Source organism: Anaerobacillus sp. QJM3NY_17 (assembly GCF_056173665.1).
On the sequence record NZ_CM149685.1, the window covers coordinates 845,206 to 872,021 of the forward strand.

Sequence of the window (26,816 nt, forward strand, 5' to 3'; positions counted from 1 at the left end):
GTCCCTTTCGAATTGATATCTAAAGAAAGAATAAGAAACCTGCTGACAATGCAATGGTTACGACGATAGGAGCTAATTGGATTTTTAGTAAAAGACCAGGCGTCATGGAGTGATTTTCTAGTGGGTTTTGTACTGGCATAGCTAAAAAATCAGCTAGTCGATCGCTTTTCTGCTGTTTATAAGGAATAGGAGGAACATCGACAGTATACTGGTCGAGCTGTTCACGGAGTTCTTCAGGTAGGTCGTGCTTATAGTGTGATTTCATCATTTTGCCCCTCCAATAAATCTCTTAAGTGTTTGATCGCTGTAGATAATCTTGATTTAACGGTTCCAACGGGGATATCTAGAACGTTGGCGGTTTCTTCTTGAGTCATATCGTGATAATAGATGAGAAGGATAACCGACCGATGTTTTTCTGAAAGTTCCTTAATAGCCCACTGAATTGTCATCTTCTCAACAGTATCACTAGAGAAACTTTCCTCTCCCTTGACTAGAAAGGGAAGGAGTGATTGCCACTTTTTTCTCCGTTTAATTTTATTGATCATCAGGTGATAACCGATTTTAAATAGATACGTTTTAAGCGATGCTCTTGAGACATCATAGCGGTTCTGGTATTTATGGAATTTAACGAATGTATCCTGCACAATGTCGATACTCAACTGCTCATCCCGCGTATACCGATAGATGAATCGATAAAGAGGGTCTTTGTACATAAGATAAATAGTCTCAAATGTCATAGATACGGCTGCTTCGAAGGAATAATCGCCACTTTCCTTAAAACTCATTCGGCCAGCGCTCTTTTATCCCTTTATAGGTGTAAGCCAGTCGAAAAATAAACCAGAGAAACGTGATAAGTGGAAAGACAAACGTTTGATGTAGAAAGAACTGAACAAATGGATTTTCGATATTCTCACCTTTAATTAGAAAAACAAATAGCCCTGTAATGCATAGGAATGAGTAAATGGACGACGCGATCATGACATAATCCCAGCGTGACCAGTAGAAATAAAGATTTGTTTTTTGAAAGTCAATTCTCCCATTCGTTTTGTGAACATGCTTTTGAAGCGTTGCAATTAAGACGGCAAAAATGGTTCCGAGAACTCCAGCCATCACTAACCCCATGATCCAACCGATTGCCATGTATTTCACACCTTTCTTTCTATATTTTCACATATTTATACAAATGAAAGGGAATGAAAGTTCATTAATAAATGATTTTTTTCTTAATTATTAATTTAACTTAAAAAAAGAGGCGCGACTGGTTGTCGCACCTCTCTTATATGATGATTAATTTGAAGCCTTTTTAAGAAGCATTTGATTCTTTCATAATTTTATTAATCTCATTTTTGTACAAATCAGAACGTCCACCGAAAATAGCTTGGATGTTTTGATCGACTTTCACAACACCAGCTGCTCCAAGTTACTTTAGGCGATTTTCGTCAAATGCTTTTACTTTCGTTACTTCTACACGAAGGCGAGTAAAGCAGGCGTCAACATGCTTTATGTTGTTTTCGCCTCCAAGTGCTTCCATGATTTCCAATGCTAATTCTTTGTTCTTGCCTTTTCCTGGATTATTCTTGTTGTAGTCTTTACTGGTGGCTGATTCGAATTTGCCGATTCTAAAGGTGCAGTTGTATAGTACCTTTCAAGATTCCACTATTTTCGAATATAGTCAGATTTATTTTAAGAGTGATGAGTATAAATTTACTTTGCGAGCTTCTCGACCAGGAAATTAACGTAAAGTTTGACCACGAAAGCGACAGTTGTGTGATAAGCACCTGTCGCTTTTGTATGAAAAAACAAACATATATGGATGTAAAAAGGAGAACCTAGGTGAAAAGTGGTTAACAGGGAGGATGTAACTTGAATAAACTTGGATTTCTCTTCGTTTGGATATTAGTCGTCAGCACTTTAGTTGGTTACTTGGATAAGGTACATGCTACTAATGAAATGGAAGAAAGTGCCCAACAAGAACCAGATCTCAGTGAAGTAACCTATTTCAAATCAGAAACAAAAAGAGATATGGAGCTTGAAAAAGTTTTTTCTAAAGAGTTGGGTTTAAAGAAGGGTGTAGACTCCGTTCGCTATTACTACAATAAGATAGACCTGAACGATGATCAGGTTCCTGAGACATTTGTTTATTTAATAGGTCCCTCTGTCTGTGGGAGCGGAGGATGCAGTGGTCTTTTACTAGAAAAGAAGGACGGAGCATACTTTGTTAACACGCGCTTTTCATTAGTAAGAACTCCCGTAATCATTCAAAATGAAACAACTAATGGATGGAAGAACATTGTGATGTACGTTGCGGGTGGGGGAATAGAACCAGCCTACCATAAGCTGAAATTAGATGGAGAAAGCTACCCTGAAAATCCATCTGTTGCACCGATTGTGAAAGAGAAAAAGATAAAAGGTATAGGGATCATAAACGATGAAATCGCTGATAATACTGGCATCGCTTACTGAAGAAAAAACCGAGGACAAATGAGAGGATTTGTCCTCAATCTTTTTTTATGTAGGAACGGGTACATATTGCATCTAATGCTATACTTCTTATCGACTCCAAGATTGAGCAATAGTGGTTGTGGTATATTGTTGGCGGCATTCTAGTTGCGGTTTTGAGTGGAGAACGATGAAAAGAAAGTTCAGGTGTGAAATCAACTCATAAGAATGAAACGTTTTTGATGGTATATTATAACGAAAATGAACTTAGAGTGATAGAATTGTAGAAAATAACATATTAAAAATGGAGTGTTCTTGCTATGGATTTAAACCTACAAGAAAAATCAGTTGTCGTAACAGCGGCAAGTAAAGGACTAGGAAAAGCGTCAGCACTGGCTTTTGCAAGAGAAGGCGCACGCGTCGTTCTTTCTAGTCGAAGTGAAGAAGAACTTAAGAAAGCTTGCGAAGAAATGATTGAAGAAACGGGAAATGATCAGATTACATTTCGAGTTTGTGATGTCACAAAAGCGGATGAGATCAAACAATTGATGACGTTTGCAGCTGAAACATACGGTAGTGTCGATGTATTAATTAATAATGCAGGCGGGCCTCCAGCTGGTAAGTTTGAGGACTTCAGCGATGAAGATTGGCAGAATGCTTTTGAACTAAATTTATTAAGCTTCGTTCGAACGTCACGAGCCGCTATTCCTTTTATGAAAGAACAGGGCTGGGGACGCATCGTAAATATTGCCTCTTCTTCTATTAAGCAATCGCTAGATAATTTGATCTTATCGAATACATTTCGTGCGGGTATCGTAGGACTTGCAAAAAGTCTTTCACAGGAATATGCCGAGCACAATATTCTTGTGAATACGGTTGGACCTGGACGTATTGGGACGGATCGAGTTGAACAGTTGGATCAAATCAAGGCAGATCAGTTAGGGATGGATGTGACTCATCTCAAAGGACAGGCGGAGCTATCAATCCCAATGAAACGATATGGGGAGCCTGATGAATTTGCGAAAACAGTTGTTTTTCTTGCTTCAGGAGCAAATACGTATATGACCGGGCAATCACTCGTTGTCGATGGCGGACTTGTAAAAGCACTGTAATAAGAAAAAGGACGTAGCGCTTACGTCCTTTTTCTTTTGTCATTCTCGCCAAATCATTTTTCTTTTAGAGATAAATCTATATAATAGAAGAAGATGAAGAATTACTAATTCTGGTATTGCTAAACCCTTTGGTTTTAATGTAATTGGCGGTACAGGGGAGGGTTAAATAATGGTAGAAGCAAAAGAGCGCATTCTTGAAGCGACAGATATTCATAAAGCGACTGAGATGATCAGTGTCGCAACGAATAAGCCGGTCATTATTGAAAACAAAAACTTTGAACTCATTTCATATAGCACGGCATCGGAGAGCTTTGATCAAACGCAGCAAAAGACGATTCTCTATAAGAAATGTCCAGTGTTTATTATTGATCGTTTGAAAAAAGAAGGGATCGTTCAGCAGCTTGAGAACAACGAAGCTCCGATCCGGATTGCTCCAATTGAGGAAATTGGTTTTTATCAACGTATTGTTGTGAAAGCGATTTATGAAGAGCGGACGATGGGATATCTCTGGGTGCAAGAAACGAATAGTCCTCTGACGGAAGAAGAGGTTGCTTTTCTTACTGAAATCACACCTCACATTGGAAAGCTTATTCATGATTCTTATCAAAAAGGGAAAGAGCATGAGGGGAAGCAGGAGAAATTGCTTTGGAATGTGCTTCTTCATGAATACGAAAGTGAAAATCAAATGCGGCGTAAAGCTCAGGTGGCGAGCTTACCATTACCTGAGCGCTTTTCCGTACTCGTCATGTCAATTGCTGAGCCTACCCAGGAGCCCTTGTTAAATGAAGTTCTCGAGCTTTTATCCCGTTTTAAGAGGCATAAAATTCAAGTACTGAAAACTGAGCTTCAAATCGTTGCTGTTATTTCAGGTGATAAAAATAGAAAAGGCTCAGCGATTGAAAATAGCCGAGAGCTTATAGAGTATGTAAAAAGTGCGTTAACTCATGAAGAATTTTATTCTTTCTTGATTGGGATTGGGAAAGAATATACGGAGCTCATTGAGATGAGGAAGAGCTTCTTAGAAGCATTAGAAGTGATTGAGACAGCTGACTTCATTGGTCCAAGGCCAGATGTCATGCCACGTGAGTTCTCAAAGCTTGGCGTCTACCGATATCTTGCCGCCCTTTATGAGAAAAACAATACGGAGCATTATTTTAATCAGAATTTGCTTAACTTGATGGAAAAGGATTCAGTTAGTCACTCCAGTCTGTTAAAGACGCTAGAAGTGTATTTATCGAACAACGGTAAGGGGAAAAGCACCGCGGCTGAGCTGTTTATCCACCCAAACACGCTGAACTATCGCATGAAGCAGATTCAGGACTTAACGGACATTGATTTTGATGATTTTAATATGAAAAGTCACATATATATCGAGTTGTTGTTGCTAAACAACATACCGTCTTACTATAATCGGTACCTTTCTGCAGTAGAGGAGCAGAAAAGTACTGCGAAGTAGCCTATTTGAGTGGGCTGGGAGCTTGTTTATTGACCAAACTGGGAAGCTGCACATTGTGCAGCTTCTTTTCTGTTGTTTAGGGCTGGAAAGTGTGGCGCAATAGCTGGTTTTCGTGGGGGGAGTGTGGTTTATTGGCCAAAATGGAGATATATTGTCCAAAATCAGAATATATTGGCTAAAATCCAGATATATTGTCCAAATCGGAAATTCCGCTCACTAAACGGGGGCTCCGCTTTTCACGGCTCCAGTGCCTGTCGTGTCTAAGCGCTCGTCTCCGCTTTACCTGAGATCCAGCTGCGCGGGCCAAATCCTCCGGCTGTTTCACCCAATCGAATGAGACAAAAAGCGTCTCACTCTCATGGGCTCCAACATCCTGCGGATTTAAACGGGCCCGCTCCGCTTTTCGTGAGATCCAGCTACGACTCGCAGAAACTGCGATATTTCACTCTTTCACCAGAACACAAAGGGCGTGTTCTAGTTCAAGAGTTCCAATATCTCCGTTTCTAAACGCTCGTCTCCGCTTTTCATGAGATCCAGCTGCAGTGGGCAGACACTTGGTCACTTCACCATTTCATCCGAACACAAAGGGCGTGTTCTAGTTCAAGAGTTCCAATATCTCCGTTTCTAAACGCTCGTCTCCGCTTTATTCATTGTGTTTAAACCACAAAATCTCAGCAAACTATTGTGTCGTGACCACGTTGCCAGATGGGGGTTAAAATCGATATAATTTTCACAAGAAAACAAAAACTTTCTTTGAAGTATTTCACAAGCTTTGTGAATGATTGGAGATATAGGGTTAAAAGGAGCGTGGTAGAGTTGGAAGCCATCAACAAGAGTTTTTTCCTTTTTCTCGCTAGCAGGCCCTCGCTTGATCGGCTCGCCAAACGATGGGGTAGTAAGTTTGGGGCGGATAAGATTGTTGGGGGTGAGACTTTTGAGCATGCGGTGCCTCTTATTCAGAATTTGAATAGTCAGGGGCTTCGGGTAACGGTGGATCATCTTGGTGAGTTTGTTTCTTCTGAAATAGAAGCGAAGGAGCGGACTCAGGAGTGCATCAATACCATTCGCATGATTAGTGCTCATCAACTAAATTCTCAGATGTCTTTGAAAGTCACTTCACTTGGTCTGGATATTAGCCATGATCTTGTATGGCGTAACATGATTGAGATTATGGAAGAAGCGGTAAAGCATGATGTATTCGTTACGATCGATATGGAAGATTCGACACGAACGGAGGCGACGCTTCAGCTTTATAAAGACCTGAAGAGAAAGTACGACAATATTGGAACGGTTGTTCAGTCTTATTTATACCGATCCGATCAAGATTTAGATGATTTAAATGAAGTAAAGCCGAATTTACGTCTTGTGAAAGGGGCGTATAAGGAAGCCGCGAAGGTTGCTTTTCCAGCGAAATCAGATGTGGATCATAACTTGAAGCTGCTGATAAAGAAACATTTATTGAATGGGAATTTTACAGCCATCGCTAGTCATGATGATGCCATCATTAACTTTACGAAAGAATTCGTGAAAGAACATGATATTCCGAAAGATCAATTTGAGTTTCAAATGCTTTACGGCATGCGAAGCCAGAGTCAGCTAGATCTTCTTGCTGAAGGTTATGCGGTAAGAGTATACCTACCTTATGGGAACGATTGGTATGGGTATTTTATGCGGCGGTTGGCGGAACGACCTGCGAACATCGCCTTTGCTTTCAATGGATTATTTAAAAAATAAACTTCTTATATTTGAAAGGGGAATTTACTCATGGTAGTACCATACAAACACGAACCGTTTACTGATTTTACTGTTAAGGAAAACAAAAAGGCTTTTGAAGAGGCTCTTAAACTAGTAAAAGAAGAACTTGGAAAAGACCATGATCTTCTCATCAATGGTGAGCGAGTTAGCACGGAAGATAAAATTGTTTCCATTAACCCTGCGAACAAGGAACAAATCGTTGGTCGCGTATCAAAGGCAACGAAAGAGCATGCGGAACGCGCGATTCAAGCTGCAGATGAAGCATTTGAAGGTTGGAGAAAATGGTCGGCTCGCTCTCGTGCTGAGCTTCTATTCCGCGCAGCTGCGATTGTACGACGCCGCAAGCATGAATTCTCTGCTTACCTGGTGTACGAAGCCGGTAAACCTTGGAAAGAAGCGGATGCTGATACTGCAGAGGCAATCGACTTCATGGAATACTATGCTCGTCAAATGATCGAGCTAGGTGAAGGGAAAGCGATTGAAAGCCGTCCTGGAGAGCAAAACCGTTACGTTTATACGCCAAGCGGAGTTGCCCTTGTTATTCCTCCATGGAACTTTGCATTTGCGATTATGGCAGGGACAGCAGTAGCACCACTTGTTACAGGAAACACAGTACTTCTTAAGCCGGCAAGTGCAACACCGGTTGTTGCAGCGAAGTTTGTTGAAGTGCTTGAAGAAGCTGGGCTTCCTAAAGGTGTATTGAACTTTGTGCCAGGTAGCGGAGCTGAAGTAGGGGACTATCTCGTTGATCACCCGAAAACATCGATCATCACATTCACTGGTTCTCGTGAAGTTGGTACGCGCATTTATGAGCGCGCTGCGAAAGTACAGCCGGGTCAACAACACCTGAAGCGAGTGATCGTTGAGATGGGTGGTAAAGATACGATCGTTGTGGATAAGGATGCTGATCTTGAACTTGCTGCGCAGGCCATCGTTGTCTCTGCATTCGGCTTCTCAGGTCAGAAATGTTCTGCAGGCTCCCGTGCGGTCATTTTGAAAGAGGTATATGATCAGGTTCGTGATCGCGTTGTTGAATTAACAAATGAGCTTACACTAGGTGAAACGACAGGTCCAGATGTGTACATGGGACCAGTTATTGATCAAGCATCATTTGATAAAATCATGAGCTACATTGAAATTGGAAAAGAAGAAGGCCGCCTCGTTGCTGGTGGAGAAGGCGATGATTCGAAAGGGTTCTTCATCAAGCCAACTGTATTTGCAGACCTAGCTCCTAAATCACGCATGCAGCAGGAAGAAATTTTCGGGCCAGTTGTTTGCTTAACGAAAGCAGATAACTTCGATGAAGCGATTGAAATTGCGAATAATACAGAGTACGGCTTAACTGGTGCTGTGATCACGAATAATCGTGCACACATTGAGCAAGCGAAAATGGACTTCCATGTAGGTAACCTATACTTCAACCGGAACTGTACGGGCGCAATTGTTGGGTACCACCCATTTGGAGGATTCAAAATGTCCGGTACAGATTCAAAAGCAGGTGGACCGGATTATCTTGGACTTCACATGCAAGCAAAAACTGTTTCAGAAATGTATTAATTAGTAAACACGATTAGTTTAAAAAGGCTGTTCCCCTCTGCTAGGGGAACAGCCTTTGTTTGGTTTTAGTTAGGATGAGAAATATGGAATAAAAAGGGATTTTATCTATTTGAAGATTAGGGCTGCCATTGTCTTCACGATCGGTATTATCCTTGTTCTATCTTTCTTGATTAGAACCAAAAGGCAAGAGCTTAACAGAATGGCAAAAGTATGGATTAGACGCACTAGCGATTGGGATTTTACTCCTTACGTTCATCGTCGTGTTGAGCATGTGAGGAAAAAAAGAGAAGCTCAGTTCTCTTCTTTATGGTAAGGGAGAATGAGCCTGGCTTTTGTACCTTTTCCTATTTCTGAATCAATGGCTATTTCTCCATTATGAGCCTCCATAATATCAAAGCAAATCGATAGTCCAATCCCAAGCCCGCTTCTTTTCGTACTAAAGAAAGGGGTGCCTAGCTGTTTCACTTCTTCTTCGCTCATTCCTTTGCCGTCATCTTCAATGGAGATAACCGCATTTTCCTCGTTTTTTGTTAAATGAACCGAGATTTCTCCGCCTTCAGGCATAGCTTCGATCGCATTCTTGATAAAATTAATGAGCACTTGTTTGATTTGTGAGGAATCCATACAAACCGTAATATTCTCAGTGTTCGCATCGAATTCAAGTTCGACATTATGTAAGTGAGCATTGCTTTTCATTAATTCTACCGTTTCAAATACAAGGGGATTTAACTGTTTTAGCGTTCGCTCGCTTACCGTTGGTTTCCCCATCATAACAAATTGATTTACAAGATTTTTCATACGGTCGAGTTCAGCCCTAATGATACTAATGTAATTGGCTTGTTTCTCATCTACATCTAAAAGTTGTGTAAAGCCAATAATTGATGTAAGTGGGTTGCGGATTTCATGAGCAAAACCAGCACCTAGTTTTCCGATTGCAGAAAGCTTCTCAGATTGAATGACCTGTTCTTGTAGTTGATAATAAGAAGTCATATCTCGGAATTGAGCGAAAGCTCCGCTTAGCTGTTGATTGTGATCGTAAAGAGGCAAAATATCGAGTAAGCATTTACGTTCATCGTTTTTAAAAAAAGTGATTTCGATGTCTTCGATGCCCTTTTGTTTCGAAAACACATGGTCGAAAAACGGTTTAAGAGTAGGGATTTCGGTAATTGGATAGCCAATCATTTTGGTTTTATTAAGTCCCGTTAGTTTTTCAGCACTTCGATTGAATTCTTTTATTTGCCCATCTTGATCCGAAATGACAATTCCGATAGGAGTGGCACGCATAAGCATCTGGTTATAGAGATGGAGCTGTTCGTTTTGCTTGTTAACCTGGATCTCCCGTTCAATCGTATCTATAGAAGATGAAAGCAAGCCTAGATGCAATTGAGAGGCATATTTCTTAGTTGTCATGAGGGAGATCGTACCGATAATCTCCCCATTATGATATGCATATGGTGCTGAGTAGCAAGCCACATCTTCAAAGCAGTAGTGATAATGATCATCCCCAATGAGATGAATCGGTTCTTGGTGTTTTAAGGCAAGTGTAATGGCGTTCGTACCAGCTGTTTCTTCATCAAACTTAACGCCATTTTGAATGCCGAGTGACGCTGTCATTTGTTCGAAGGATTCATCGCCATATGAATCTAATACATAGCCTTCGTGATCAGTTGTTACCACCACGGTTGGGGTGTCAGATAAAAAGCTAAGAAGCTTTTTCATGAATTTTTGTATGATGGAGAGAGAACATGAATAATTTTGTAAACGAAGCGCTAACTCTTCTTCTGAAAGTAAAACGTGAAGAACAGGAATTGAGTTTGGATCCAATTGATAGACATGTTCGCATGTGTTTTTAGAATGTTGGATTTGAATTTCACGTTGCGTCATGAGGCATCCTCTTTTCCTGGAAGTAGTAATGGTTTTATGTGAAAAGTATTATTTTTGCATTTAATAGAATCATTTTTTTATAGATTATCATACTTTGGTCCCTACTGGTTAGTTTTTACCATTAGTAATACGTGATTCTACTTGATGTTGTCGAAAAAAATTGTAATCGCATTCTTAGATACTTTATAATGAAGCCATTTAGATTGGAGGGAAAATTATGCTTGAGTATATAGAAGAAATCGAAATTAGAAAAGAGACGGATCATACGGGGAAGGGACTATTGTATACTGTATTGAGCAATAAAAAAGGAATAGGTTCAATTGAAGAAATCCCTTCAGATAGTCCATGGAATTGGTTTTTAAAGGTTTTTACCTTGCGCCAGGCTGTTAGTCGTGAATTACATCTACATTTGCCTAACGGACCGAATACATCTATTGATAAAGATCGCGGTTACTACAAAGACATCTTCCTTTATTCAGCAAGCGAATTAATTGGAACGATCAAGTCTGAAGTAAAAGTGAAATCGCCAAAAATGACGGTTGTTGACACAAGGGGGAGTACCATTATGCAAGCCCTTGGAAAGTATGGTGCTACAGATTTTTCTGTGTATGGCGTTGAATCAGTTCATCGTGTTGGTACGATTAAGAAACGATCTGCAGTTTATCAATCCATGAAAGATAATCTTTTGAATGAAGATCATTATTTTCTTGATGTTCGTCACCTTAGTTATGAAGAAAAGGTAGTGATGATCGGAATGACACTAGCGCTTGATTTGTATTTTTAACATTAATTGCATTGTGAAGGAGGGTAGCGGAAATGAAAACAATTCTCTTATTTATTTTAGCTGGGCTTGCAGAGATAGGAGGAGGTTATTTAATCTGGCTTTGGCTTCGTGAAGGGTACTCGAGCGTATTTGGACTAGCTGGTGGAATCTCTCTAGCTCTTTATGGTGTGATTGCGACTTTGCAAGTATATCCGGAATTCGGTCGCGTGTATGCGGCGTATGGTGGTGTGTTTATAGTGATGTCCGTCCTTTGGGGATGGGGAATTGATAAGGAAGTCCCTGATAGCTATGATTTAATTGGAGCGTTTATTTGCTTAGTAGGTGTAACGGTGATGCTCTTACCGCGGAACTAAAGGAAGTTCATTTAGAAGTCTTCATCAAGACATAATAAAAAGCCCGTTTTCATGGAACGGACGAATGAGGCTGAGATATAACCAATGAGTGAATCGATGTCTTGATTTTAAGGGAAATGAACGCATTTTATATGGTGAAAATTAATGAAAACTTGACCCTCTTTTGCCGTCATTAACGTGACCTGGTTTTCCTGAATACTTGTTAATTTCCCTATTTTGTTTTGGTTTTCATATATATCGAAAATGACTATTTGATTGGTTACTTTTTTTAGCTGCTCTTCTAATGTGCGTGATAAGGAGAGTCCAATTGGTACAACGGGGAATTCTGAATGTGTTAAGTGATATGGTCTTTCGTTACCTTGATAAGGGATCAGCCACTTTAGATGTTTCATGGATATATACATCGTTTTGTGAATGGGACTTTGGAACACAAAGTAATCGTTCATAATACTAGTGATGTATCCATGAAGAGAGTGATGGCCAGTAACATAAATCTCTGTAAACATTCCTTTTGATTCTTGTAGTGCTTTACGAAGCGAAATCGAATTTAACGTTTCAGGTTCTTCAAATAGCGACTCTTTTGGAAGTGGAATTTTTTCATCTTCTTTCGTACATACATCATAATGCTGAACATGGTATTGGGAGACATAGATGAAGTCTTTGCCGTTATATAAGACAAGAATGTCATTTCCTGAGTCGATTAGCACACCGATAATGTCTTTTGTTCCGTTCATTTTTAATCGAATGGTTTCGTTCGTTAAATCTGATGAATTTCTCACTTTTGACCTCCTTTCATATGAAAAAACCAGCTGTGCCATATAAACAAGTGATTCTGATAGGACGATCATTTTTCTACATAAAAAATAATTGTGAGGAGGAAGATGACTGTACAAATAACTATGAATTTAAAGGCGAGTCATTTCCTCATCACATGAAGTAACTTCCGAAATGCGTAAGGAGAGATATAGTCGATCATGGCTCTCTCTTCCTCTCAAGAATACGAGTTAAGCCTCGGCGATTTTTGCAGGAACTTCTTTAATCACCGTTTCGATAGTACTGAAGCTTTTAATATGGAAAAGTGTAATGCGAACGAGTTCAGCTTTCACTAATAGAAGAATATGGTCGCTTGCTACATTGAGGAGAATACCTTCAACATGCTCGGGACCGCCACGATTAATCTTTACCCATTTATAATGGAGCGCCCCTAACACTTCTGTGATAGAGCTTCCTTGGATTGGATCAAGAAACGTATTCCCAGTGATTTCCGGCATAGTAGTTGTATCTAAGGAAATTGATTTAACATGGTCAAGGTTGTAATAAATCATTTCTTTCTCTGTTTGTAGCATAAAGTGGTCCGTTGCAACCTGAAAGAGAATACCTACTTTTGCTTCAGGTCCTTTTAAATTGACTTTAACTTGCTTACCTAGCAATGGCACGAGCGTATCGCTATTTAAATTGGCCATCATATATCCTATCCTTTCATAAGCATTCGCTATTTATTTTTTTGAAACGGGCTGCCAGTAGTTAGAAAAGAGGTTTTCTCTTCTGCTTTCTCCTCGGTTTTCTTTTTGATTGTCTTCTTGATTGTTGCTAGACTCTTCTTGTTGAGTCATTTTAACGACCTTACTAACGCTTTTTACATGAAACAGTGCAATGTGTACCAATTCTGCTTCCTTCCCTACGATGATGTGATCATCGTTCACTTCAAGTAAAACACCTTCTACTTTCTCTGGGCCACCGCGATTAACTTGAACAGAACTAAAGACTAATTCATCAAGAACTTCTTGAAAACTTTCTCCACTTTCAAATTCAAGAACAGGTTCTTCAATTGGCACAATAACTTCTACTTCCTCTTTCGTATTGATTGTGACGCTTTTGATGTGAGTAGCATGGAAATAGATAACGTTATTTTTTTGTCCAAGCATAGTTAAGAAATCCTGTTTAAGCTCAAGAAGTTTTCCTTCCTGACTTTCAGGTCCTCCACGGTTGATTCGAACATTCTTGCCGATGTAGCTCTCAAGTTGTGAAAAGTTCATTTGCACATTCATGCATCCTTTCTTCCTTTTTATATAAACGCTTGTAATGGCATAGTATGTATCTCGGAGGGACAAAGATCAGTATATTTGTCTATCATTTGGAAAATGTGTGTTTGTCCACCGTGAGATTAGCCTAATCATTGGGGAATTTAGGAGCAGGGTTTTTACTAGTTAAACAGAATAGGAGAACGAGAGTGATTTTAACTAAGTGAGGGAAGACAATGAAAACAAATGAGTATAACAGTCAGATTTGGGATAAGAAAGTGGAGGATCAAGTTGTTTATACAAAGCCAGTCACTCAAGAAATGATCAAAGAAAGTAAAGCAGGGAATTGGCATATCACTGTTACGACGGAGAAAGCTGTTCCGCGTCATTGGTTTCCAGCTAATCTGAAGGGCTTGCGCATTCTCTGCTTAGCATCTGGTGGTGGACAACAAGGTCCAATACTTGCAGCCGCAGGGGCGGAAGTGACAGTTGTTGATCTTTCTGAGAAACAGCTAGAACAGGACAGATTTGTAGCTGAAAGGGAGAACTTGCAGTTAACTGTTGTTAAAGGAGACATGACGGATTTATCCTTTTTAGAAAATGGGTCATTTGATGTGATTGTGCATCCTGTTTCAAATGTATTTGTTGAAAATGTATTACCTGTCTGGAAGGAGGCGGCAAGAGTACTGAAGGAAGGGGGCACACTTATTTCAGGATTTACGAATCCACTATTGTATCTTTTTGATGATGAGCAAGAGGATAAAGGAATTCTGGATGTGAAGAATAGCATCCCATACTCTCCCCTCGAATTGTTAACGAAAGAAGAACTTCAGAAATACAAAGTGAGTAACTTGGCCCTTGAGTTCGGACATACGCTGGAAGATCAAATACAGGGACAGATTGATGCAGGATTTGTCATTAAGGGTTTTTATGAAGATGATTTTGGAGGGAGTCGCCTAATCGATCAATATATTAAAACCTTTATAGCAACAAAGGCGATAAAAAATGCAGGTTGAACTAGTCACTTATTTATAAAGGAGATACTGAAAATGGAATATAGCGGTTCGCGGGTTTATGATGATCACGATTTTTTTGAGAACTATATGGCTAGACGACATAGGGAAGAAAGCCCGAATAAAGTCATCGAGTATCCTGCTCTTATGACATTACTAGGCGATGTTCGGGAGAAGACCATTCTTGATCTTGGTTGTGGAGATGCTTCGCTCGGAGAAGAATTACTAAAGCAGCAGTGCGATCGATATGTCGGGATTGATGGTTCAAAAAATATGTGTCACCAAGCAGAGTTGAAGCTAAAGGGAACGAAGGGGAGCGTTGTCCAGTCAAATCTAGAGTCGTATGGTTATCCATCACAGACTTTCGATTGCGTCGTTTCACAATTAGTTCTTCATTACATAGAAGACCTTGATCATATTGTTAAAAAAGTATACGACACGTTAAAACCAGGTGGAGAATTTGTATTTAGCGTTTTGCATCCAGTTATGACCGCTTCTTTCAAAAGTATGACAGGTAAAAAAACCGATTGGATTGTAGATGATTATTTCCAGACGGGGAGAAGAATAGAGCCCTGGATTGGAGAGAGCGTTGTGAAATATCATCGTACGATTGAGGAGTATTTCTTGCTTCTGCAGCGAACTGGTTTTACGATTCAAGGTCTTAGAGAGGGAACGCCGCAACGAGAAAACTTTCAACATCAGGAAGAGTATGAACGAAGACAGCGCATTCCGCTATTTCTTCTACTTTCTTGTATAAAATAATAATTGACAGCGATAGAATATTAGATTATGATCATTTCAAATAATAAAAATTTCATACTGCAACTCCTAAAGGGGAGTAGCTTTTACAGCAAAGTCGTCATTCCAGAGCTTCACTGCTCTCGGCTTTGTTGGCAACATTCGTGTTGTTAGCAAGACCTTTACTTTTACGGTAAAGGTCTTTATTTGCATCAAAAACCTTTGCCAATTAGGCAAAGGTTTTTTTGTGAAGAACAAAGCAGTATGGATGAAAAAAGGGGGATGTACAGATGGATGCTTCAATGTTACTAGAATATGGATGGGTTTTGCTGCTTCTGATTGCTCTTGAAGGGCTGCTTGCGGCAGATAATGCACTTGTCTTAGCGATTATGGTGAAGCATTTACCAGATGAGGAACGTCAAAAGGCTCTATTTTATGGTCTTGCCGGTGCATTTGTTTTTCGATTTGCTTCATTATTTGCTATTTCTTTTCTAGTCAACGTATGGCAAGTTCAGGCGATCGGTGCGTTATACCTCTTGTTTATTGCGATCAATCATATCGTTCGAAAACAGATGATTCACAAAGGTAAGGAAGCGCCAAAGAAACAGAATAAGAAACAGGCAGGCTTCTGGGGGACTGTTTTTAAGGTAGAGCTAGCGGATATCGCTTTTGCCGTAGATTCCATTCTAGCAGCCGTTGCATTAGCCGTCACATTGCCAAATACACCCCTACCGCATATTGGTGGTTTAGATGGTGGGAAATTCCTTGTTATTTTCGCTGGTGGATTAATTGGATTAGTCATAATGCGATTTGCAGCAAATTATTTCGTGAAGCTATTAAAAGCAAGGCCCGGTTTAGAGGTTGCTGCGTTTATGATTGTAGGATGGGTTGGAATTAAACTATCAGTATATACACTCTCGCATCCTGATTTAGGGGTGCTCCCTGAAGCATTTGCAAAGTCTCCAGGATGGAAAATAACGTTTTATACGGTGTTACTTTTGATTGCAGTCGGTGGCTGGTTTTTATCGAATTCGAAAAAAACTGAAGCATCAAAGGGAGAAACACTGTAAAAACATGAATCTCAATCTTTTCCCCATTGTGAGAAAGGGATCTGGTAAACTATAAAGGTAAAAAATGGTTTTTGCGCTTTGTTGATTTTTGATTAGGATGGGGAGTGTTCAAAATAATAAGAGTTGATGTGGTATATACGCTACTTTACAACGAAAAAGAAGATCAAGTGTTAATGGTTCAAAATATCAAACATAATAACTGGTCTTTACCAGGTGGATCGGTGGAAGATGGAGAGACCGTTGCACAAGCTGCTATTCGCGAAATGAGAGAAGAAACAGGATTAACCGTAGAAGTAGAAAATCTATTGAGTGTTAATGAAGCGTTTATGACGAATTACCATGTCCACTTCTTTACATTTAGAGGAAAAATATCGCGTGGACATTTATCTATTCAAGATACGGAAACAATAGCGGACGTCAAGTGGATGAACAGAAAAGAAGCAGACAAATGGATGCCTTATCATCAAGGGGGAATTGAGAGCTTACTTCATACTTCAATTCCTTACGTCTTACAGGGATAATGTAAAGTAGCCTTAAGATCCTCGGGGGATCTTAAGGCTATATTTATAACAGTTTTAAAATTGGAAGGGAATGCGCTCCTCCGTTCCTTGATCTAGTGTTTTTACGATGATTTCATTGTTTTCAACTTCCTTATCCCCAATGAGAATTACTTTTTCTATTCCTCTTTTACTTGCGCGTTCGATCGATTTACCAATCCGTTTCTCACTCATATCCACCTCGATCCGACATCCTAATTTCCTATAAGCAGAGGCGACGATCAAGGCTTCGCGTTTAGCATCAATGGGGATGATGACATATTCAGGCTTTTCATTTGTCACAAGTGAAGTAGCATTCTGTTTCAATGCGGTTAAAATTACATCTAGGCCGAATGAAATCCCAACAGTTGAAAAAGGTTCTTCACTACCGAGTAATCCACCTATCGCACTATCGTAGCGACCACCGCTTCCAATGCTGGATGTAATGGATTGGTTACTTAAGAAAATCTCATAAATCGTCCCAGTATAAATATCGAGCCCTCTTGCAAGGAAAGGATTGAACTGACATTTTTGAACGAGGTTGAGTCCATCCAGGTAGGAAGTCAGTTCTTTAAGTTCATTTAACCCCTCCCGTACAGTTGAATTCGCAGATGCGAACTGTTCAAAATAATAGAGGTCTTGATTAATCCACTCTTTTGCATAGCGCTCAACGCTATTAATGGCTTCAGAGCAGATATCTTTTTGGAAGAGCTCTTCCTTAACGCCCTCCATCCCGATTTTCTCGAGCTTATCCATCGTGAGAATCACATCATTTAAGCGAAGTGTAGGAATAGAGATCGACTCTAGCATACCTGCAAGCAGTTTGCGGTTGTTATACTGAATCGTCACATCAAGTTCGAGTTGACTGAAAAGATCGAGAGCCATCTCCATTAATTCTGCTTCGGCCATTTGTGAACTCACGCCGGTTATATCCACATCGCACTGAGTGAATTCTCTAAAACGCCCTGGTTTAACTGGTCCATCTCGAAACACCTTTCCGATTTCATAACGCTTGAATGGCATGGGTAAATCTGGATTCATCGCAACAACTTTGGCGAACGGGATGGTCAAATCGTATCGAAGGGCAAGTTCTCTCTCTCCACGATCAGAGAGGGTGTACATTTCTGCTAAAATCTCATCGCCACCGGCATACTTTGAAGCCATCAATTTCCGATCGTTAAGGATCGGTGTTTCAAGTGGAGAACAGTTGTATTGAATAAATGTGTCTTCTATTATTCTTCTTACTTTGCGCCGTATGATTTCATCTTTAGGTAAATAATCCATCGTTCCTTTGACATTCTGATCTTTCAGCTTTTTCATAGTCCTCATCCTTTCGTTTTTGAATACAAAAAACCGCATGAATGGGAGAAATGTTCTTCTCAATTCATACGGTTACGAGTAATAGCCTTCCTATACGCGATTATTTTGCAATCGGATAGCAAGGCTAGCTGTGATGCTGAAGTTGTACGATGAATAATTGTCTCATATCGCTCACCTCTTATTTCAAAATATAGTAGCACATGAGAACCATTTCAGCAATCTTTCTTTTTTTCTGAAGATTTGATAGGATAATATTTCCTATAGAAAGGCGGGGAATTGCTTGAGAAGTCTTACGGAAGAGGAAGTCATAGCGCATATTCCTGAACTATCGAATGTTACGTTAAGAAAGATTACAAAGGGGTATTCTTTTGATTTGAAATACGTAACAAAGTGGAATGGAAAGGACGTATTGCTTCGATTATATGAGTTGGATTTACGTGAGCGGGTTCAAGAGAAAGTTGAGAAGATGAAGGCTTTTAAGAAACTAGGAGTCCGCTGTCAGGAAGTATATGCGTTCGGTGAAGTTCCTGAAGAAAACTTCTGTTATACGATTTTTTCTTTTCTGGAGGGGGAAGATGGCGAAGCTGCTTTAGCGAACTTAACAATGGAAGAACAGTATGCTGCTGGTTATGAAGCAGGATTAGATCTCGTTCACATGCATCAACTTCGAATCGAAGCGTCAATGCCGGAACATATGGCCTTTATTCAAGAAAAATTTGAGAAAGCGGTAGAACGGTATTATAGACTTGATATACAAATCCCTTATGGTAGAAAGACCATTGACTATGTAAGAAACAATATCCATCTTATCGGTGAAAGCAGGCTCGTCTTTGCTCATCATGATTTTCATGCAGGGAATTTGATTATCTCTCAGAAAAAATATGCTGGTGTGATTGATTTTAATCGATGCGGTGTAAATACGGCCTATTCGGAGTTTGATAAGCTAGAATTATTCTCAAGTCGTTTAAGCATTCCTTTCTCAAAAGGGGTTATTCATGGTTACTTTATTGATTGTGTTCCTGAACTGTTTTGGAAAATCCGATCGGTTCATATGGCTCAGCTTCTGATCTACCATATGAATTGGGCAACAGATTACTTTCCAGAAGATCTTCCTCAAGCGAAAGAGGCCATTCAGTATGTATGGGAGATGTATGAAGGCTTCGATCGGACAATTCCGAAGTGGTATGAAGAAAGCCAGGCCTAGGGCCAGACTTTCTTCAGTTACATCGCTTCTTTTATTCCTTTCTTTACTAACCACCAGTTTGCAGGATAGCTTGTCGCAAATCCAAGAATCATCGCAATTTGCATCATAAACCAGTAGACAGCCGAGTCGGGTTTTGGTGGCTCGGTAAATAAAACAAAATGAACGATGGCCATCCAACCAAACATGCCAACTTCAAAAGCGATCAAAGAAAGCGTGTCGGCTTTCGCAGCTTCTTTAATCGCATTCCACGCACCATTCTCTTTGTTCATCGGGTAAATGGCATAAAATTGAAATAGAATACCAAACCCATATGCCAGAATGAACTCGACAAGATAATGAGTATAGAGAATGGAACCAAGTAGAGCAAAACCTGTTAAGGCAACAATCGGAACGCCTACCGCATCACCAAGTGTACAACCGGCAGAGCAGTGACTTGTGGACATAAACACTTTGGCAGACTTTCCGCGATTGTCTTCTAGATCCAAATTCTTCGCTTTCAAACGCCCCCATTTAAAATAAGCCCAGATAGCGAAAGGTCCAAGAAACCATCCGTTAATCGGCCAGACCACATTCATGATTTTCATCATTTGAGGATGATGAATGATGTCTATAAGAATGACGATGGAAGAAAGAAGTCCAATTGATAGGGCAACAATGGATATAAGCTGTAAAGTAGTCAAATCATCTCACCTCTAAAATAAGTATGTACAAAACAATTACCCTCTGGGGGTATAGGATAAACGAATGATTCGGAAGATTCATGATCAGAAAAAGACTCGCCCTTTTTGAAAGAGAGCGAATCCAGTAGGTTATTCCTGTTCGATTTCAGCTACAATTTTCCCTGTAACATGACGTTCTGAAAGCTCAACCAATGCTTGCGGAATTTCTTCAAGCGATATTGTCTTCTTGATCATTGGATCGACATATCCACCCAACAGTAGGTTGATCATCTCATCACCCATCATGGCAAGATCCGCTTGCTCAGCTTTATTAGAGGATTGATAGACACCACCAAGTGCGATTTGATGGAACGAAAGAGGACGAGCAAAGGAAACGCCCTGCGCAAAGTCGGGTGCACCTGCAATATAAGCCATTTGCCCATTAAACGTAAGTGTGTCTAGCGATTTGGTTGCATTATCACCACTTACCGCATCTAGTACAGCGTGAACACCAATTCCATTTGTTATTTCAAGCGTTCGGTTCACAAAATCTTCTTCTTTATAATCAATGGCATAATCAGCCCCGAGTTTTTTTACAAAATCATGATTGTGGCGGGAAGCAGTTGTAATCACCGTTAATCCCATGTATTTGGCCATCTGTATAGCATAGCCTCCTACGCCGCCAGCGCCAGCATGGATGAGTATGGTTTGACCTCGTTGAATATGAAGTTTGCGGAATAGCGCCTGATAGGCTGTATAACCAGCTGTTGGAATTGCAGCCGCATGAACGAATGAGATCGACTCAGGAAGTTTAGAGATGGTATGAGCTTGTGCAATCGCATATTGTGCGAACGTTCCTTTTCTCATCAGGTCACCGTGATAAACGACTCGGTCGCCGGCTTGCCATTCAGTTACCTCATCACCAACTTGGTCAATAATACCAGCACCATCAAGTCCAAGAATGTGCGGGTATTCCCAGTTTGGATTCCCGTTAGTTGCTGTCTTATAGTCAACTGGGTTCAAGCCCGCAGCGTGGATTTTTACAAGAACTTCTCCTTTTCCAGGTGAAGGGGTATCGATTTCTTCAACACTCATTGAATCCCATTGTCCTTTAGCTTTTAGTAAAAGAGCTTTCATTATGAAAATCCTCCTTAAAATAGGTTCAGAATATGAATATGTTTCACTTGGGGAGCTTTTAGTAAACCTTCTCTCCCGTTTTCCCATTATAAAGTTCATGAATTTTTTTGGTAAGTAGGCACTTTTTAGTAATTATTTGAAACAATAAGGCGCCGTGAATCGTAGAATAATGAGAGAGTTTAATGGAGGAGGGGACAAATTGACGTTAATCGGTTGGATTTTCTGGGGTTTGATCGCTTCGATTCTAATGATTGGTTTTATCATCCAAAAAAAATATGGAATGAAAGCACCTGAAGAAACAAATCATCAGGTTTCTAGTTCAGAACACGTTAAAAGTCAGACGAGTCCCTAAATACATAATGGAAGCTAAAGGGTGAGTAGAATGCAGGAATGGTTTGGAGCAGCTGCTGTATGTATCAATGACCAGGGAGATTTACTAATGATTCGTAATGAAACTGACGAATGGGCCGTTCCTTCTGGTGAGATCGAGAAGGGAGAAACGCCTGAGATGTGCTGTGTTCGTGAAGTGATGGAAGAGACGGGGTATCAAGTAGCCATTGAGAAACCTTTGTTCGTTAAAGATCAGGATGTGAATGGAATGAATGTGACGACCTATTATTACGAAGTAAATGTGGTAGGTGGTATGCTTTCTCTTGACGATTCTGAAGAAGATGTGAAGGAAATTGAATGGAAAACGATTGATGAAGTAGAAGAAATTCCACATGCCTATCCTGAGGACGCAGCATATTTAACGAATTATTTATACGAAAAGACTCCTTAAGCTAAGGAGTCTTTTCTCTGCTTCATTCATTATTTGACAATAAGTACAGGGCAGCTTGCCTTTTGGATGACTTGATGACTTACACTGCCGATCACCATTTCTTGAAGAACATTAAGTCCTCTTGTGCCCATAACTACAAGATCACTTTTTGTTTCATTTGCATGATCAATAAGAGTTGTGGAAGGAGATCCATGTAGAATAGTCACATCATAAGAAACGTTTGTTTCTTCAGCAATTGCTTCTGTGGAGCTTAGTTTCTCTCTTCTCTCCATATCAAGACCGGGGGAATCGGCATGACGTAACGCATCGTGCTTAGATGTTTCACCATCAATGACATAAACGATTTCAACATGTCCACCTGTTAAGCTTGCTAATTCAAAAGCCTTTTCAGCTGCTTTTACTGAATCTGTGGATCCATCCGATGCAAGTAAAATCTGTTGATACATTATCACAAAACCTCCAGAGTAATTGACTTGTTACTAGGTTCTATAAGTCCTTACCCTGTATAGAAGTGTGTCAATCAAGCATAAAAGACGAAATGATTGTCAGAGAAAGCGGTCATAAAGGATAATGGTTGAAGAGTAAAAAAGGATGTGGGTACGGTGAAACGGATGATCACGATGGTGACCATTTTGCTTGTTATGGATCTTGTAACTAAGCGATGGATTGACTCGATCTTAAACTTGAATGAACAAATTGACGTGATCAATGGATTTTTAACCTTTCAGCTTTACTACAATACAGGAGCTACAAGAGGATTGTTAGAAGGATACACAGGTTTATTAATTTTTCTACAAGCGAGTATCGTACTTCTTCTTATTTATGGATACATACGTGCTACCCCAAAACGCTTTGCTGTGCAGCTAGCTTTTGGCTTACTCATTAGTGGTGGACTTGGAAACTTGATTGATCGTATTCAATATGGTTATGTGATTGATTTTATGAAAGTGAGCTGGAGCGAAGGGATTTTTAATCTTGCTGATACTGAGATCAGATATGGCTTTATTTTAATCCTCGTTCTTTATTTTATGAAGAAATTTACGATTCAAGGATTTGATGATCAGGAGAAATAGCGAAACAAAAAGCGAGAGAGGATAAACCTCTCTCGCTTTTTGTTTCGCTTACTCTAAAGGGACAATTTATTATTTTGCTTCTTGAAGGATTTGTTCAAGTTGAAAAGCTCGAACTTTTCTAGGGAGAAAACTTCTGATTTCGTCCTCGTGAAAGCCTACTTGAAGTCGTTTTGTATCAAGTAAAATCGGGCGTTTTAAAATGCCAGGATTTTCTTTAATTAAGCTGTATAGTTCCTGAAGTGTAAGCTCATCAACCTCTTTATCAAGCGCATCAAAGGCTTTTGAACGCTTTGAGATGATTTCTTCGGTACCTTTTTCAGTCATACGAATTATAGCTTTAATCTCATCTTCTGTGAGCGGCTTTGCGAACATGTTGCGCTGTTCATAAGGAAGGTTGTGCTCTTCCAGCCACGCTTTTGCCTTTCTGCACGAAGTACAGCTTGGTGATGTGTAAAGTGTAATCATATGTTTGACCTCCAAATGGATTTTACATGGTTCATCTCCATGTTAAGTATACTAAAAAAAGTCGTTGCCTGACTGTAAGTTATGTTACACATTTTCGACGATTATCTATGTGTTAAATTCCTCTTGGTCAAAGTTATTCGATCTAAATAACAGGAATTTCTTCTAAATGATTAATAATAATAGCCAGCTTTTACTAAGGTATACCCGCTAACGAGAGCAGGCAAACTACGTAAGAAGTTAAGTTTTATTGGAGGATGCTCATGGATGATAAAAAGAAGTGGGATTTGATATCACTTGCTTCAATTCCACTTGTGATGACGCTAGGGAACTCAATGCTTATTCCAGTCTTGCCTATAATTGAAAAGAAGCTCAGCATCACATCCTTTAAGGTTTCGATGATCATTACGGTTTATTCTATTGCAGCCATTTTATTAATTCCAATTGCCGGTTATTTGTCCGATCGATACGGAAGAAAAAAAGTGATCATCCCGAGTTTGTTTATCGCTGGGATTGGAGGGCTCGTCACAGGCTGGGCATCATGGTCTCTAGAAAATCCATACGTCATGATTCTTATAGGAAGGGTACTTCAAGGGATTGGATCTTCTGGAGCAGCCCCAGTTGTTCTTCCTCTCGTAGGAGATTTATTCAAAAATGATAAAGATGTAAGTGCGGGATTAGGCTTAATTGAAACATCAAATACAGTCGGGAAGGTGCTGAGTCCCATTCTTGGAGCTCTTCTGGCATCCTTTCTCTGGTACTTGCCCTTCTTGTCCATACCTGTTTTCTCACTTATTTCAATATTACTTGTCATATTCCTTGTTAAGTCACCAGAAAAAAAAGAGAAGCCACAAACTTTTTCCTGTTTTTTGTCATGCTTAAAAAATATTTTTCGAAAAGATGGAAAGTGGTTAACGGCGATTTTTGCAATTGGCGGTGTGATAATGTTTGTTCTTTTTGGCATTCTATTCTATCTTGCCGGGTTTTTGGAAAATGAATTTCAAATTGTAGGTGTTAAAAAAGGTGGGGTTATTGCTATTCCACTTGTTGCTCTTTCATTAACCTCTTTTGTGACGGGAAAACGTATCGGTGAGAATAAGAAAACGATGAAATGGTGCATTTTCATTGGTTTATTTATTCTGGCAGCAGCGACACTAAGCGTTTCATTTACAGAACGACTCTGGTTGATGTTACTGATCTTATTTGTGGGTGGAGTAGGAATTGGAATGTCTCTACCTTGTCTTGATGCCCTCATCACAGAAGGGGTAAAAAAAGAAGAACGTGGAACAATTACATCTCTATATAGCTCGACTCGCTTTCTTGGCGTAGCGGCTGGTCCACCAATCTATGCATTGCTCATGAAGCAGTCTCATGAAGTTGTTTTCTATGCTTCAGCAGGTGTAACAGCAATTGCGATCTTTCTTTGCTTTGTTTCCATTAAGCCTGAAACCAATACAGATGTTTAGAGTGGCGAAATAAAGGGTAAATATATAACCCCCACACGATAAGCAAAAAGTAAGGAATAAATGGAAAAATAGAAAGAGGGAATGAATGATGTCATTAGAATTAATACTACAGTTTTTAATGTTAAGTATAGGCTTTATAGCGGTAGCGGCACTATTTCTCAACGTTGATAAAAAGCGTACACAAAAGCGTTTAGAATTAGAACTTGCTGAATATGAACAATCGCATCAAGTATCAAAATACGAGAAGAACAAATAAGATGGAGACTCTGAAACGAGTTTTCATCTTTTTTTGTATCTTGCTTAATGGAAAGATAGAAAGTTACCGGGTATTTGAACTCTTAGAAGTTTGATAATTACGGATAGTGGTATGAAAAGGTTAGATAACCAATTTAGCAACGGTACAATAGAACGCAAAGGAGATTATTCGTTATGACACTTCAAACAGATCACTATTTTGCTAAAAATTATGAACAGTCACGCGAGACATTTCGCAATCATCTTGATAAAATCCAAAAGAAATGGCCTTCCGCAACCTTATCAACAAAGTCAATTGGGAAAGAAGAAGATAATACAATCGATATGATTTCCTCTGAAGCCCTTACATCAAACGATCGTGTCTTATTCTTTACTTCAGGTGAACACGGGATAGAAGGGTATGCTGGAGCAGCGGTTATCCATATGTTCGTAGAAGAATATCTTGATCAAATCGATCCTTCAACGACTGGGATTTGCCTGATTCATGCCCTTAATCCGTGGGGAATGCGTCATTTCCGACGGGTTACGGAAAATAATGTTGATCTCAACAGAAATTACTTTTATGACGAAAATTCTATTCGTAGAGACGTGAATAAAAATTATGCTAAGGAAAGCGACTTGTTTCTTCCAGATGGTAAAATCACTGACTTACAAGCAGAGAAGCACAAGCTATATGCACAGTTGATTAAAGGTCTCGCAAAGGAAGGGTACGCAGGATTAAAAAAGGCAAAGGGAATGGGACAATTTGAATTTGAGCGCGGTGTCTATTACGGAGGTTCAACAGCTGAAGAATCAGCTCTTTTCTTGAAGGATATACAAGAAAAGTTGTTAGGAACTTATCCTGGTGTTGTCCACATGGATTGGCATACAGCTCTCGGACCAACAAATGAAATAACGATGGTGATCTCAGAGAATGATGGAAGAGACGTGAAGGAGTTACAAGAAGCGTACAATCTTAACAACGTCGAAAAGTATACTCCTGAAAAAGTTAAAGGGGATTCTACGAATCATTTCTACAAATTAAAAGAAGAAGCATTTCCAGAAACATATCTTCTGTCGGCATTGTTTGAGTTCGGAACGTTTGGGACAGATAAACAGGCTGAAATTCACGAATTTACGACGATTATTTTGGAAAACCATTTGTATTTTGAAGGGGCAGAATCAGTTGATGATATTCAATGGATTCTAGGAGAATTCGAAGCGATGTTTTACCCGGATGATTCCGAATGGAGAGAATCAGTTGTCAATGAGGCACGCCATGGAATAGAGGGAGTTTTAAAGAAAGAAGAGATTCTAAGTTAGAAATAAAAGGAGGGAGCGAATCATTCGCTCCCTCCTTTTTGTTATTACCCAATTGAACTTCGAACTTCATTCACTTGACCATCAATTGAAAGAGGCTGGTCTTCTCTTTGTTCAATCTTAATATTTGTGATAACACGATCTGTACCTTTTCCTAGAGCACTTGTATGAATGTCTCTTGCTAATTCAAAGAGTTCATCGACGTTTCCTTCAAAGACAGTAGAGGTTGGTCCAATATGGTAAGTGAATCCTTCTTTCTCAGCTAACTTTACAGCTTCTGTTACAAAATGATTCATGCTCGTTTGACTTGTCCCTACAGGTGTTACACTGATTTCTAATAGTGCCATAATTAATCCTCTCCTTCTCTTATGGTCATAGTAGTCTATTGACGTATTTTCTCTAATCCAAACGTTAATAGAAGGATACGATGTAAAAAGAATTA

General features: G+C 39.7%; 32 protein-coding genes. 18 read left to right on the forward strand and 14 right to left on the reverse strand.

Annotated features, from left to right (window positions below; translation table 11 throughout):
• Positions 1 to 19: 19 nt before the first annotated feature.
• From AC0VYV_RS04570 to AC0VYV_RS04585, 4 genes are all read right to left on the reverse strand, one after another.
• Entirely contained in the window at positions 20 to 265 is a 246-nt protein-coding gene (locus AC0VYV_RS04570; protein ID WP_430243737.1) for a hypothetical protein, read from the reverse strand.
• On the reverse strand, positions 249 to 785 hold the full coding sequence (locus tag AC0VYV_RS04575) for an RNA polymerase sigma factor (protein ID WP_430243736.1): 537 nt from the start codon (positions 783 to 785) through the stop codon (positions 249 to 251). The genes AC0VYV_RS04570 and AC0VYV_RS04575 overlap by 17 nt, the downstream gene beginning before the upstream one ends.
• Positions 775 to 1,140: a hypothetical protein gene (locus AC0VYV_RS04580; protein ID WP_194220426.1), complete on the reverse strand. Its 366-nt coding sequence runs from the start codon at positions 1,138 to 1,140 to the stop codon at positions 775 to 777. The genes AC0VYV_RS04575 and AC0VYV_RS04580 overlap by 11 nt, the downstream gene beginning before the upstream one ends.
• A 280-nt stretch (positions 1,141 to 1,420) precedes the next feature.
• Positions 1,421 to 1,531 carry a PTS sugar transporter subunit IIB gene (locus AC0VYV_RS04585; protein ID WP_475368484.1) on the reverse strand — a complete coding sequence of 37 codons (111 nt, stop codon included), beginning with the start codon at positions 1,529 to 1,531 and terminating at the stop codon, positions 1,421 to 1,423.
• Positions 1,532 to 1,863: 332 nt separating this feature from the next.
• Between AC0VYV_RS04585 and AC0VYV_RS04590 the strand changes: the two genes are divergently transcribed.
• The 5 genes from AC0VYV_RS04590 to pruA all read left to right on the forward strand — a co-directional run bounded on the left by AC0VYV_RS04590 (position 1,864) and on the right by pruA (position 8,319).
• Positions 1,864 to 2,463, forward strand: coding sequence for a hypothetical protein (locus AC0VYV_RS04590; RefSeq protein ID WP_475373347.1), 600 nt, complete (start codon positions 1,864 to 1,866; stop codon positions 2,461 to 2,463).
• Between the two features lie 296 nt (positions 2,464 to 2,759).
• Complete coding sequence (locus tag AC0VYV_RS04595; RefSeq protein WP_475373348.1) at positions 2,760 to 3,551, forward strand: SDR family oxidoreductase; 792 nt, start codon at positions 2,760 to 2,762, stop codon at positions 3,549 to 3,551.
• A gap of 169 nt (positions 3,552 to 3,720) precedes the next feature.
• Positions 3,721 to 5,007 (forward strand): PucR family transcriptional regulator, encoded by a 1,287-nt coding sequence (locus AC0VYV_RS04600; RefSeq protein WP_430243733.1) that lies wholly within the window; start codon positions 3,721 to 3,723, stop codon positions 5,005 to 5,007.
• An 816-nt stretch (positions 5,008 to 5,823) separates the two neighbouring features.
• Positions 5,824 to 6,741, forward strand: a complete 918-nt coding sequence (locus tag AC0VYV_RS04605) for a proline dehydrogenase family protein (RefSeq protein WP_475366679.1) — start codon at positions 5,824 to 5,826, stop codon at positions 6,739 to 6,741.
• 30 nt (positions 6,742 to 6,771) lie between these two features.
• Complete coding sequence (pruA, locus tag AC0VYV_RS04610) at positions 6,772 to 8,319, forward strand: L-glutamate gamma-semialdehyde dehydrogenase (protein WP_194220430.1); 1,548 nt, start codon at positions 6,772 to 6,774, stop codon at positions 8,317 to 8,319.
• A 291-nt stretch (positions 8,320 to 8,610) separates the two neighbouring features.
• Here the strand turns inward: pruA and AC0VYV_RS04615 are convergent, their stop codons facing one another.
• A complete protein-coding gene (locus AC0VYV_RS04615) occupies positions 8,611 to 10,203 on the reverse strand; it encodes an ATP-binding protein (protein ID WP_475368487.1) in 1,593 nt (530 codons plus the stop codon).
• A gap of 217 nt (positions 10,204 to 10,420) precedes the next feature.
• Between AC0VYV_RS04615 and AC0VYV_RS04620 the strand changes: the two genes are divergently transcribed.
• On the forward strand, positions 10,421 to 10,987 hold the full coding sequence (locus AC0VYV_RS04620; protein ID WP_475374493.1) for a hypothetical protein: 567 nt from the start codon (positions 10,421 to 10,423) through the stop codon (positions 10,985 to 10,987).
• A gap of 32 nt (positions 10,988 to 11,019) precedes the next feature.
• On the forward strand, positions 11,020 to 11,340 hold the full coding sequence (locus AC0VYV_RS04625; protein ID WP_475368488.1) for a YnfA family protein: 321 nt from the start codon (positions 11,020 to 11,022) through the stop codon (positions 11,338 to 11,340).
• 107 nt (positions 11,341 to 11,447) lie between these two features.
• Here the strand turns inward: AC0VYV_RS04625 and AC0VYV_RS04630 are convergent, their stop codons facing one another.
• The 3 genes from AC0VYV_RS04630 to AC0VYV_RS04640 all read right to left on the reverse strand — a co-directional run bounded on the left by AC0VYV_RS04630 (position 11,448) and on the right by AC0VYV_RS04640 (position 13,382).
• The gene (locus AC0VYV_RS04630) at positions 11,448 to 12,074 is read right to left on the reverse strand and encodes a DUF2642 domain-containing protein (RefSeq protein WP_475374877.1); all 627 of its coding nucleotides are present in this window, start codon (positions 12,072 to 12,074) and stop codon (positions 11,448 to 11,450) included.
• A gap of 270 nt (positions 12,075 to 12,344) precedes the next feature.
• Complete coding sequence (locus AC0VYV_RS04635; protein ID WP_475366683.1) at positions 12,345 to 12,803, reverse strand: spore coat protein; 459 nt, start codon at positions 12,801 to 12,803, stop codon at positions 12,345 to 12,347.
• 33 nt (positions 12,804 to 12,836) lie between these two features.
• Positions 12,837 to 13,382 (reverse strand): hypothetical protein, encoded by a 546-nt coding sequence (locus AC0VYV_RS04640; protein ID WP_475374494.1) that lies wholly within the window; start codon positions 13,380 to 13,382, stop codon positions 12,837 to 12,839.
• A gap of 215 nt (positions 13,383 to 13,597) precedes the next feature.
• Between AC0VYV_RS04640 and AC0VYV_RS04645 the strand changes: the two genes are divergently transcribed.
• From AC0VYV_RS04645 to AC0VYV_RS04660, 4 genes are all read left to right on the forward strand, one after another.
• Positions 13,598 to 14,377 (forward strand): class I SAM-dependent methyltransferase, encoded by a 780-nt coding sequence (locus AC0VYV_RS04645; protein ID WP_475374495.1) that lies wholly within the window; start codon positions 13,598 to 13,600, stop codon positions 14,375 to 14,377.
• Positions 14,378 to 14,410: 33 nt separating this feature from the next.
• On the forward strand, positions 14,411 to 15,136 hold the full coding sequence (locus tag AC0VYV_RS04650) for a class I SAM-dependent DNA methyltransferase (protein ID WP_475374496.1): 726 nt from the start codon (positions 14,411 to 14,413) through the stop codon (positions 15,134 to 15,136).
• A gap of 266 nt (positions 15,137 to 15,402) precedes the next feature.
• Positions 15,403 to 16,182 (forward strand): TerC family protein, encoded by a 780-nt coding sequence (locus tag AC0VYV_RS04655; RefSeq protein WP_475368490.1) that lies wholly within the window; start codon positions 15,403 to 15,405, stop codon positions 16,180 to 16,182.
• A 104-nt stretch (positions 16,183 to 16,286) separates the two neighbouring features.
• A complete protein-coding gene (locus tag AC0VYV_RS04660; RefSeq protein WP_475374497.1) occupies positions 16,287 to 16,703 on the forward strand; it encodes an NUDIX hydrolase in 417 nt (138 codons plus the stop codon).
• Between the two features lie 54 nt (positions 16,704 to 16,757).
• Here the strand turns inward: AC0VYV_RS04660 and AC0VYV_RS04665 are convergent, their stop codons facing one another.
• Positions 16,758 to 18,038: a histidine--tRNA ligase gene (locus AC0VYV_RS04665; protein ID WP_475368492.1), complete on the reverse strand. Its 1,281-nt coding sequence runs from the start codon at positions 18,036 to 18,038 to the stop codon at positions 16,758 to 16,760.
• 280 nt (positions 18,039 to 18,318) lie between these two features.
• Between AC0VYV_RS04665 and AC0VYV_RS04670 the strand changes: the two genes are divergently transcribed.
• Positions 18,319 to 19,242 (forward strand): aminoglycoside phosphotransferase family protein, encoded by a 924-nt coding sequence (locus AC0VYV_RS04670; protein ID WP_475374498.1) that lies wholly within the window; start codon positions 18,319 to 18,321, stop codon positions 19,240 to 19,242.
• 17 nt (positions 19,243 to 19,259) lie between these two features.
• Here the strand turns inward: AC0VYV_RS04670 and AC0VYV_RS04675 are convergent, their stop codons facing one another.
• Together AC0VYV_RS04675 and AC0VYV_RS04680 are read right to left on the reverse strand one after the other, a co-directional pair.
• Positions 19,260 to 19,922, reverse strand: a complete 663-nt coding sequence (locus tag AC0VYV_RS04675; protein ID WP_430243706.1) for a DUF4396 domain-containing protein — start codon at positions 19,920 to 19,922, stop codon at positions 19,260 to 19,262.
• A gap of 129 nt (positions 19,923 to 20,051) precedes the next feature.
• On the reverse strand, positions 20,052 to 21,038 hold the full coding sequence (locus tag AC0VYV_RS04680; RefSeq protein WP_475368495.1) for a zinc-binding dehydrogenase: 987 nt from the start codon (positions 21,036 to 21,038) through the stop codon (positions 20,052 to 20,054).
• A gap of 199 nt (positions 21,039 to 21,237) precedes the next feature.
• On the opposite strand from AC0VYV_RS04680, the gene AC0VYV_RS04685 reads away from it, so the two are divergent.
• Both AC0VYV_RS04685 and AC0VYV_RS04690 read left to right on the forward strand, forming a co-directional pair.
• The gene (locus AC0VYV_RS04685; protein ID WP_475366691.1) at positions 21,238 to 21,390 is read left to right on the forward strand and encodes a hypothetical protein; all 153 of its coding nucleotides are present in this window, start codon (positions 21,238 to 21,240) and stop codon (positions 21,388 to 21,390) included.
• Positions 21,391 to 21,420: 30 nt separating this feature from the next.
• On the forward strand, positions 21,421 to 21,819 hold the full coding sequence (locus AC0VYV_RS04690) for an NUDIX hydrolase (protein ID WP_430243701.1): 399 nt from the start codon (positions 21,421 to 21,423) through the stop codon (positions 21,817 to 21,819).
• 29 nt (positions 21,820 to 21,848) lie between these two features.
• On the opposite strand, the gene AC0VYV_RS04695 is transcribed toward AC0VYV_RS04690, so the two are convergent.
• Positions 21,849 to 22,265 (reverse strand): universal stress protein, encoded by a 417-nt coding sequence (locus AC0VYV_RS04695; RefSeq protein ID WP_475366693.1) that lies wholly within the window; start codon positions 22,263 to 22,265, stop codon positions 21,849 to 21,851.
• Positions 22,266 to 22,430: 165 nt separating this feature from the next.
• On the opposite strand from AC0VYV_RS04695, the gene lspA reads away from it, so the two are divergent.
• Positions 22,431 to 22,892 carry a signal peptidase II gene (gene lspA / locus AC0VYV_RS04700; RefSeq protein ID WP_475374878.1) on the forward strand — a complete coding sequence of 154 codons (462 nt, stop codon included), beginning with the start codon at positions 22,431 to 22,433 and terminating at the stop codon, positions 22,890 to 22,892.
• Positions 22,893 to 22,961: 69 nt separating this feature from the next.
• Here the strand turns inward: lspA and spxA are convergent, their stop codons facing one another.
• On the reverse strand, positions 22,962 to 23,357 hold the full coding sequence (gene spxA, locus AC0VYV_RS04705; RefSeq protein ID WP_194220443.1) for a transcriptional regulator SpxA: 396 nt from the start codon (positions 23,355 to 23,357) through the stop codon (positions 22,962 to 22,964).
• Between the two features lie 260 nt (positions 23,358 to 23,617).
• Between spxA and AC0VYV_RS04710 the strand changes: the two genes are divergently transcribed.
• From AC0VYV_RS04710 to AC0VYV_RS04720, 3 genes are all read left to right on the forward strand, one after another.
• Positions 23,618 to 24,820 carry an MFS transporter gene (locus AC0VYV_RS04710; protein ID WP_430243697.1) on the forward strand — a complete coding sequence of 401 codons (1,203 nt, stop codon included), beginning with the start codon at positions 23,618 to 23,620 and terminating at the stop codon, positions 24,818 to 24,820.
• Between the two features lie 85 nt (positions 24,821 to 24,905).
• The gene (locus AC0VYV_RS04715; protein WP_430243696.1) at positions 24,906 to 25,076 is read left to right on the forward strand and encodes a hypothetical protein; all 171 of its coding nucleotides are present in this window, start codon (positions 24,906 to 24,908) and stop codon (positions 25,074 to 25,076) included.
• Positions 25,077 to 25,249: 173 nt separating this feature from the next.
• Complete coding sequence (locus AC0VYV_RS04720) at positions 25,250 to 26,377, forward strand: M14 family metallopeptidase (protein WP_475374499.1); 1,128 nt, start codon at positions 25,250 to 25,252, stop codon at positions 26,375 to 26,377.
• A 44-nt stretch (positions 26,378 to 26,421) separates the two neighbouring features.
• Here the strand turns inward: AC0VYV_RS04720 and AC0VYV_RS04725 are convergent, their stop codons facing one another.
• Complete coding sequence (locus AC0VYV_RS04725) at positions 26,422 to 26,721, reverse strand: MTH1187 family thiamine-binding protein (RefSeq protein WP_226616259.1); 300 nt, start codon at positions 26,719 to 26,721, stop codon at positions 26,422 to 26,424.
• Between the last annotated feature and the right edge of the window lie 95 nt (positions 26,722 to 26,816).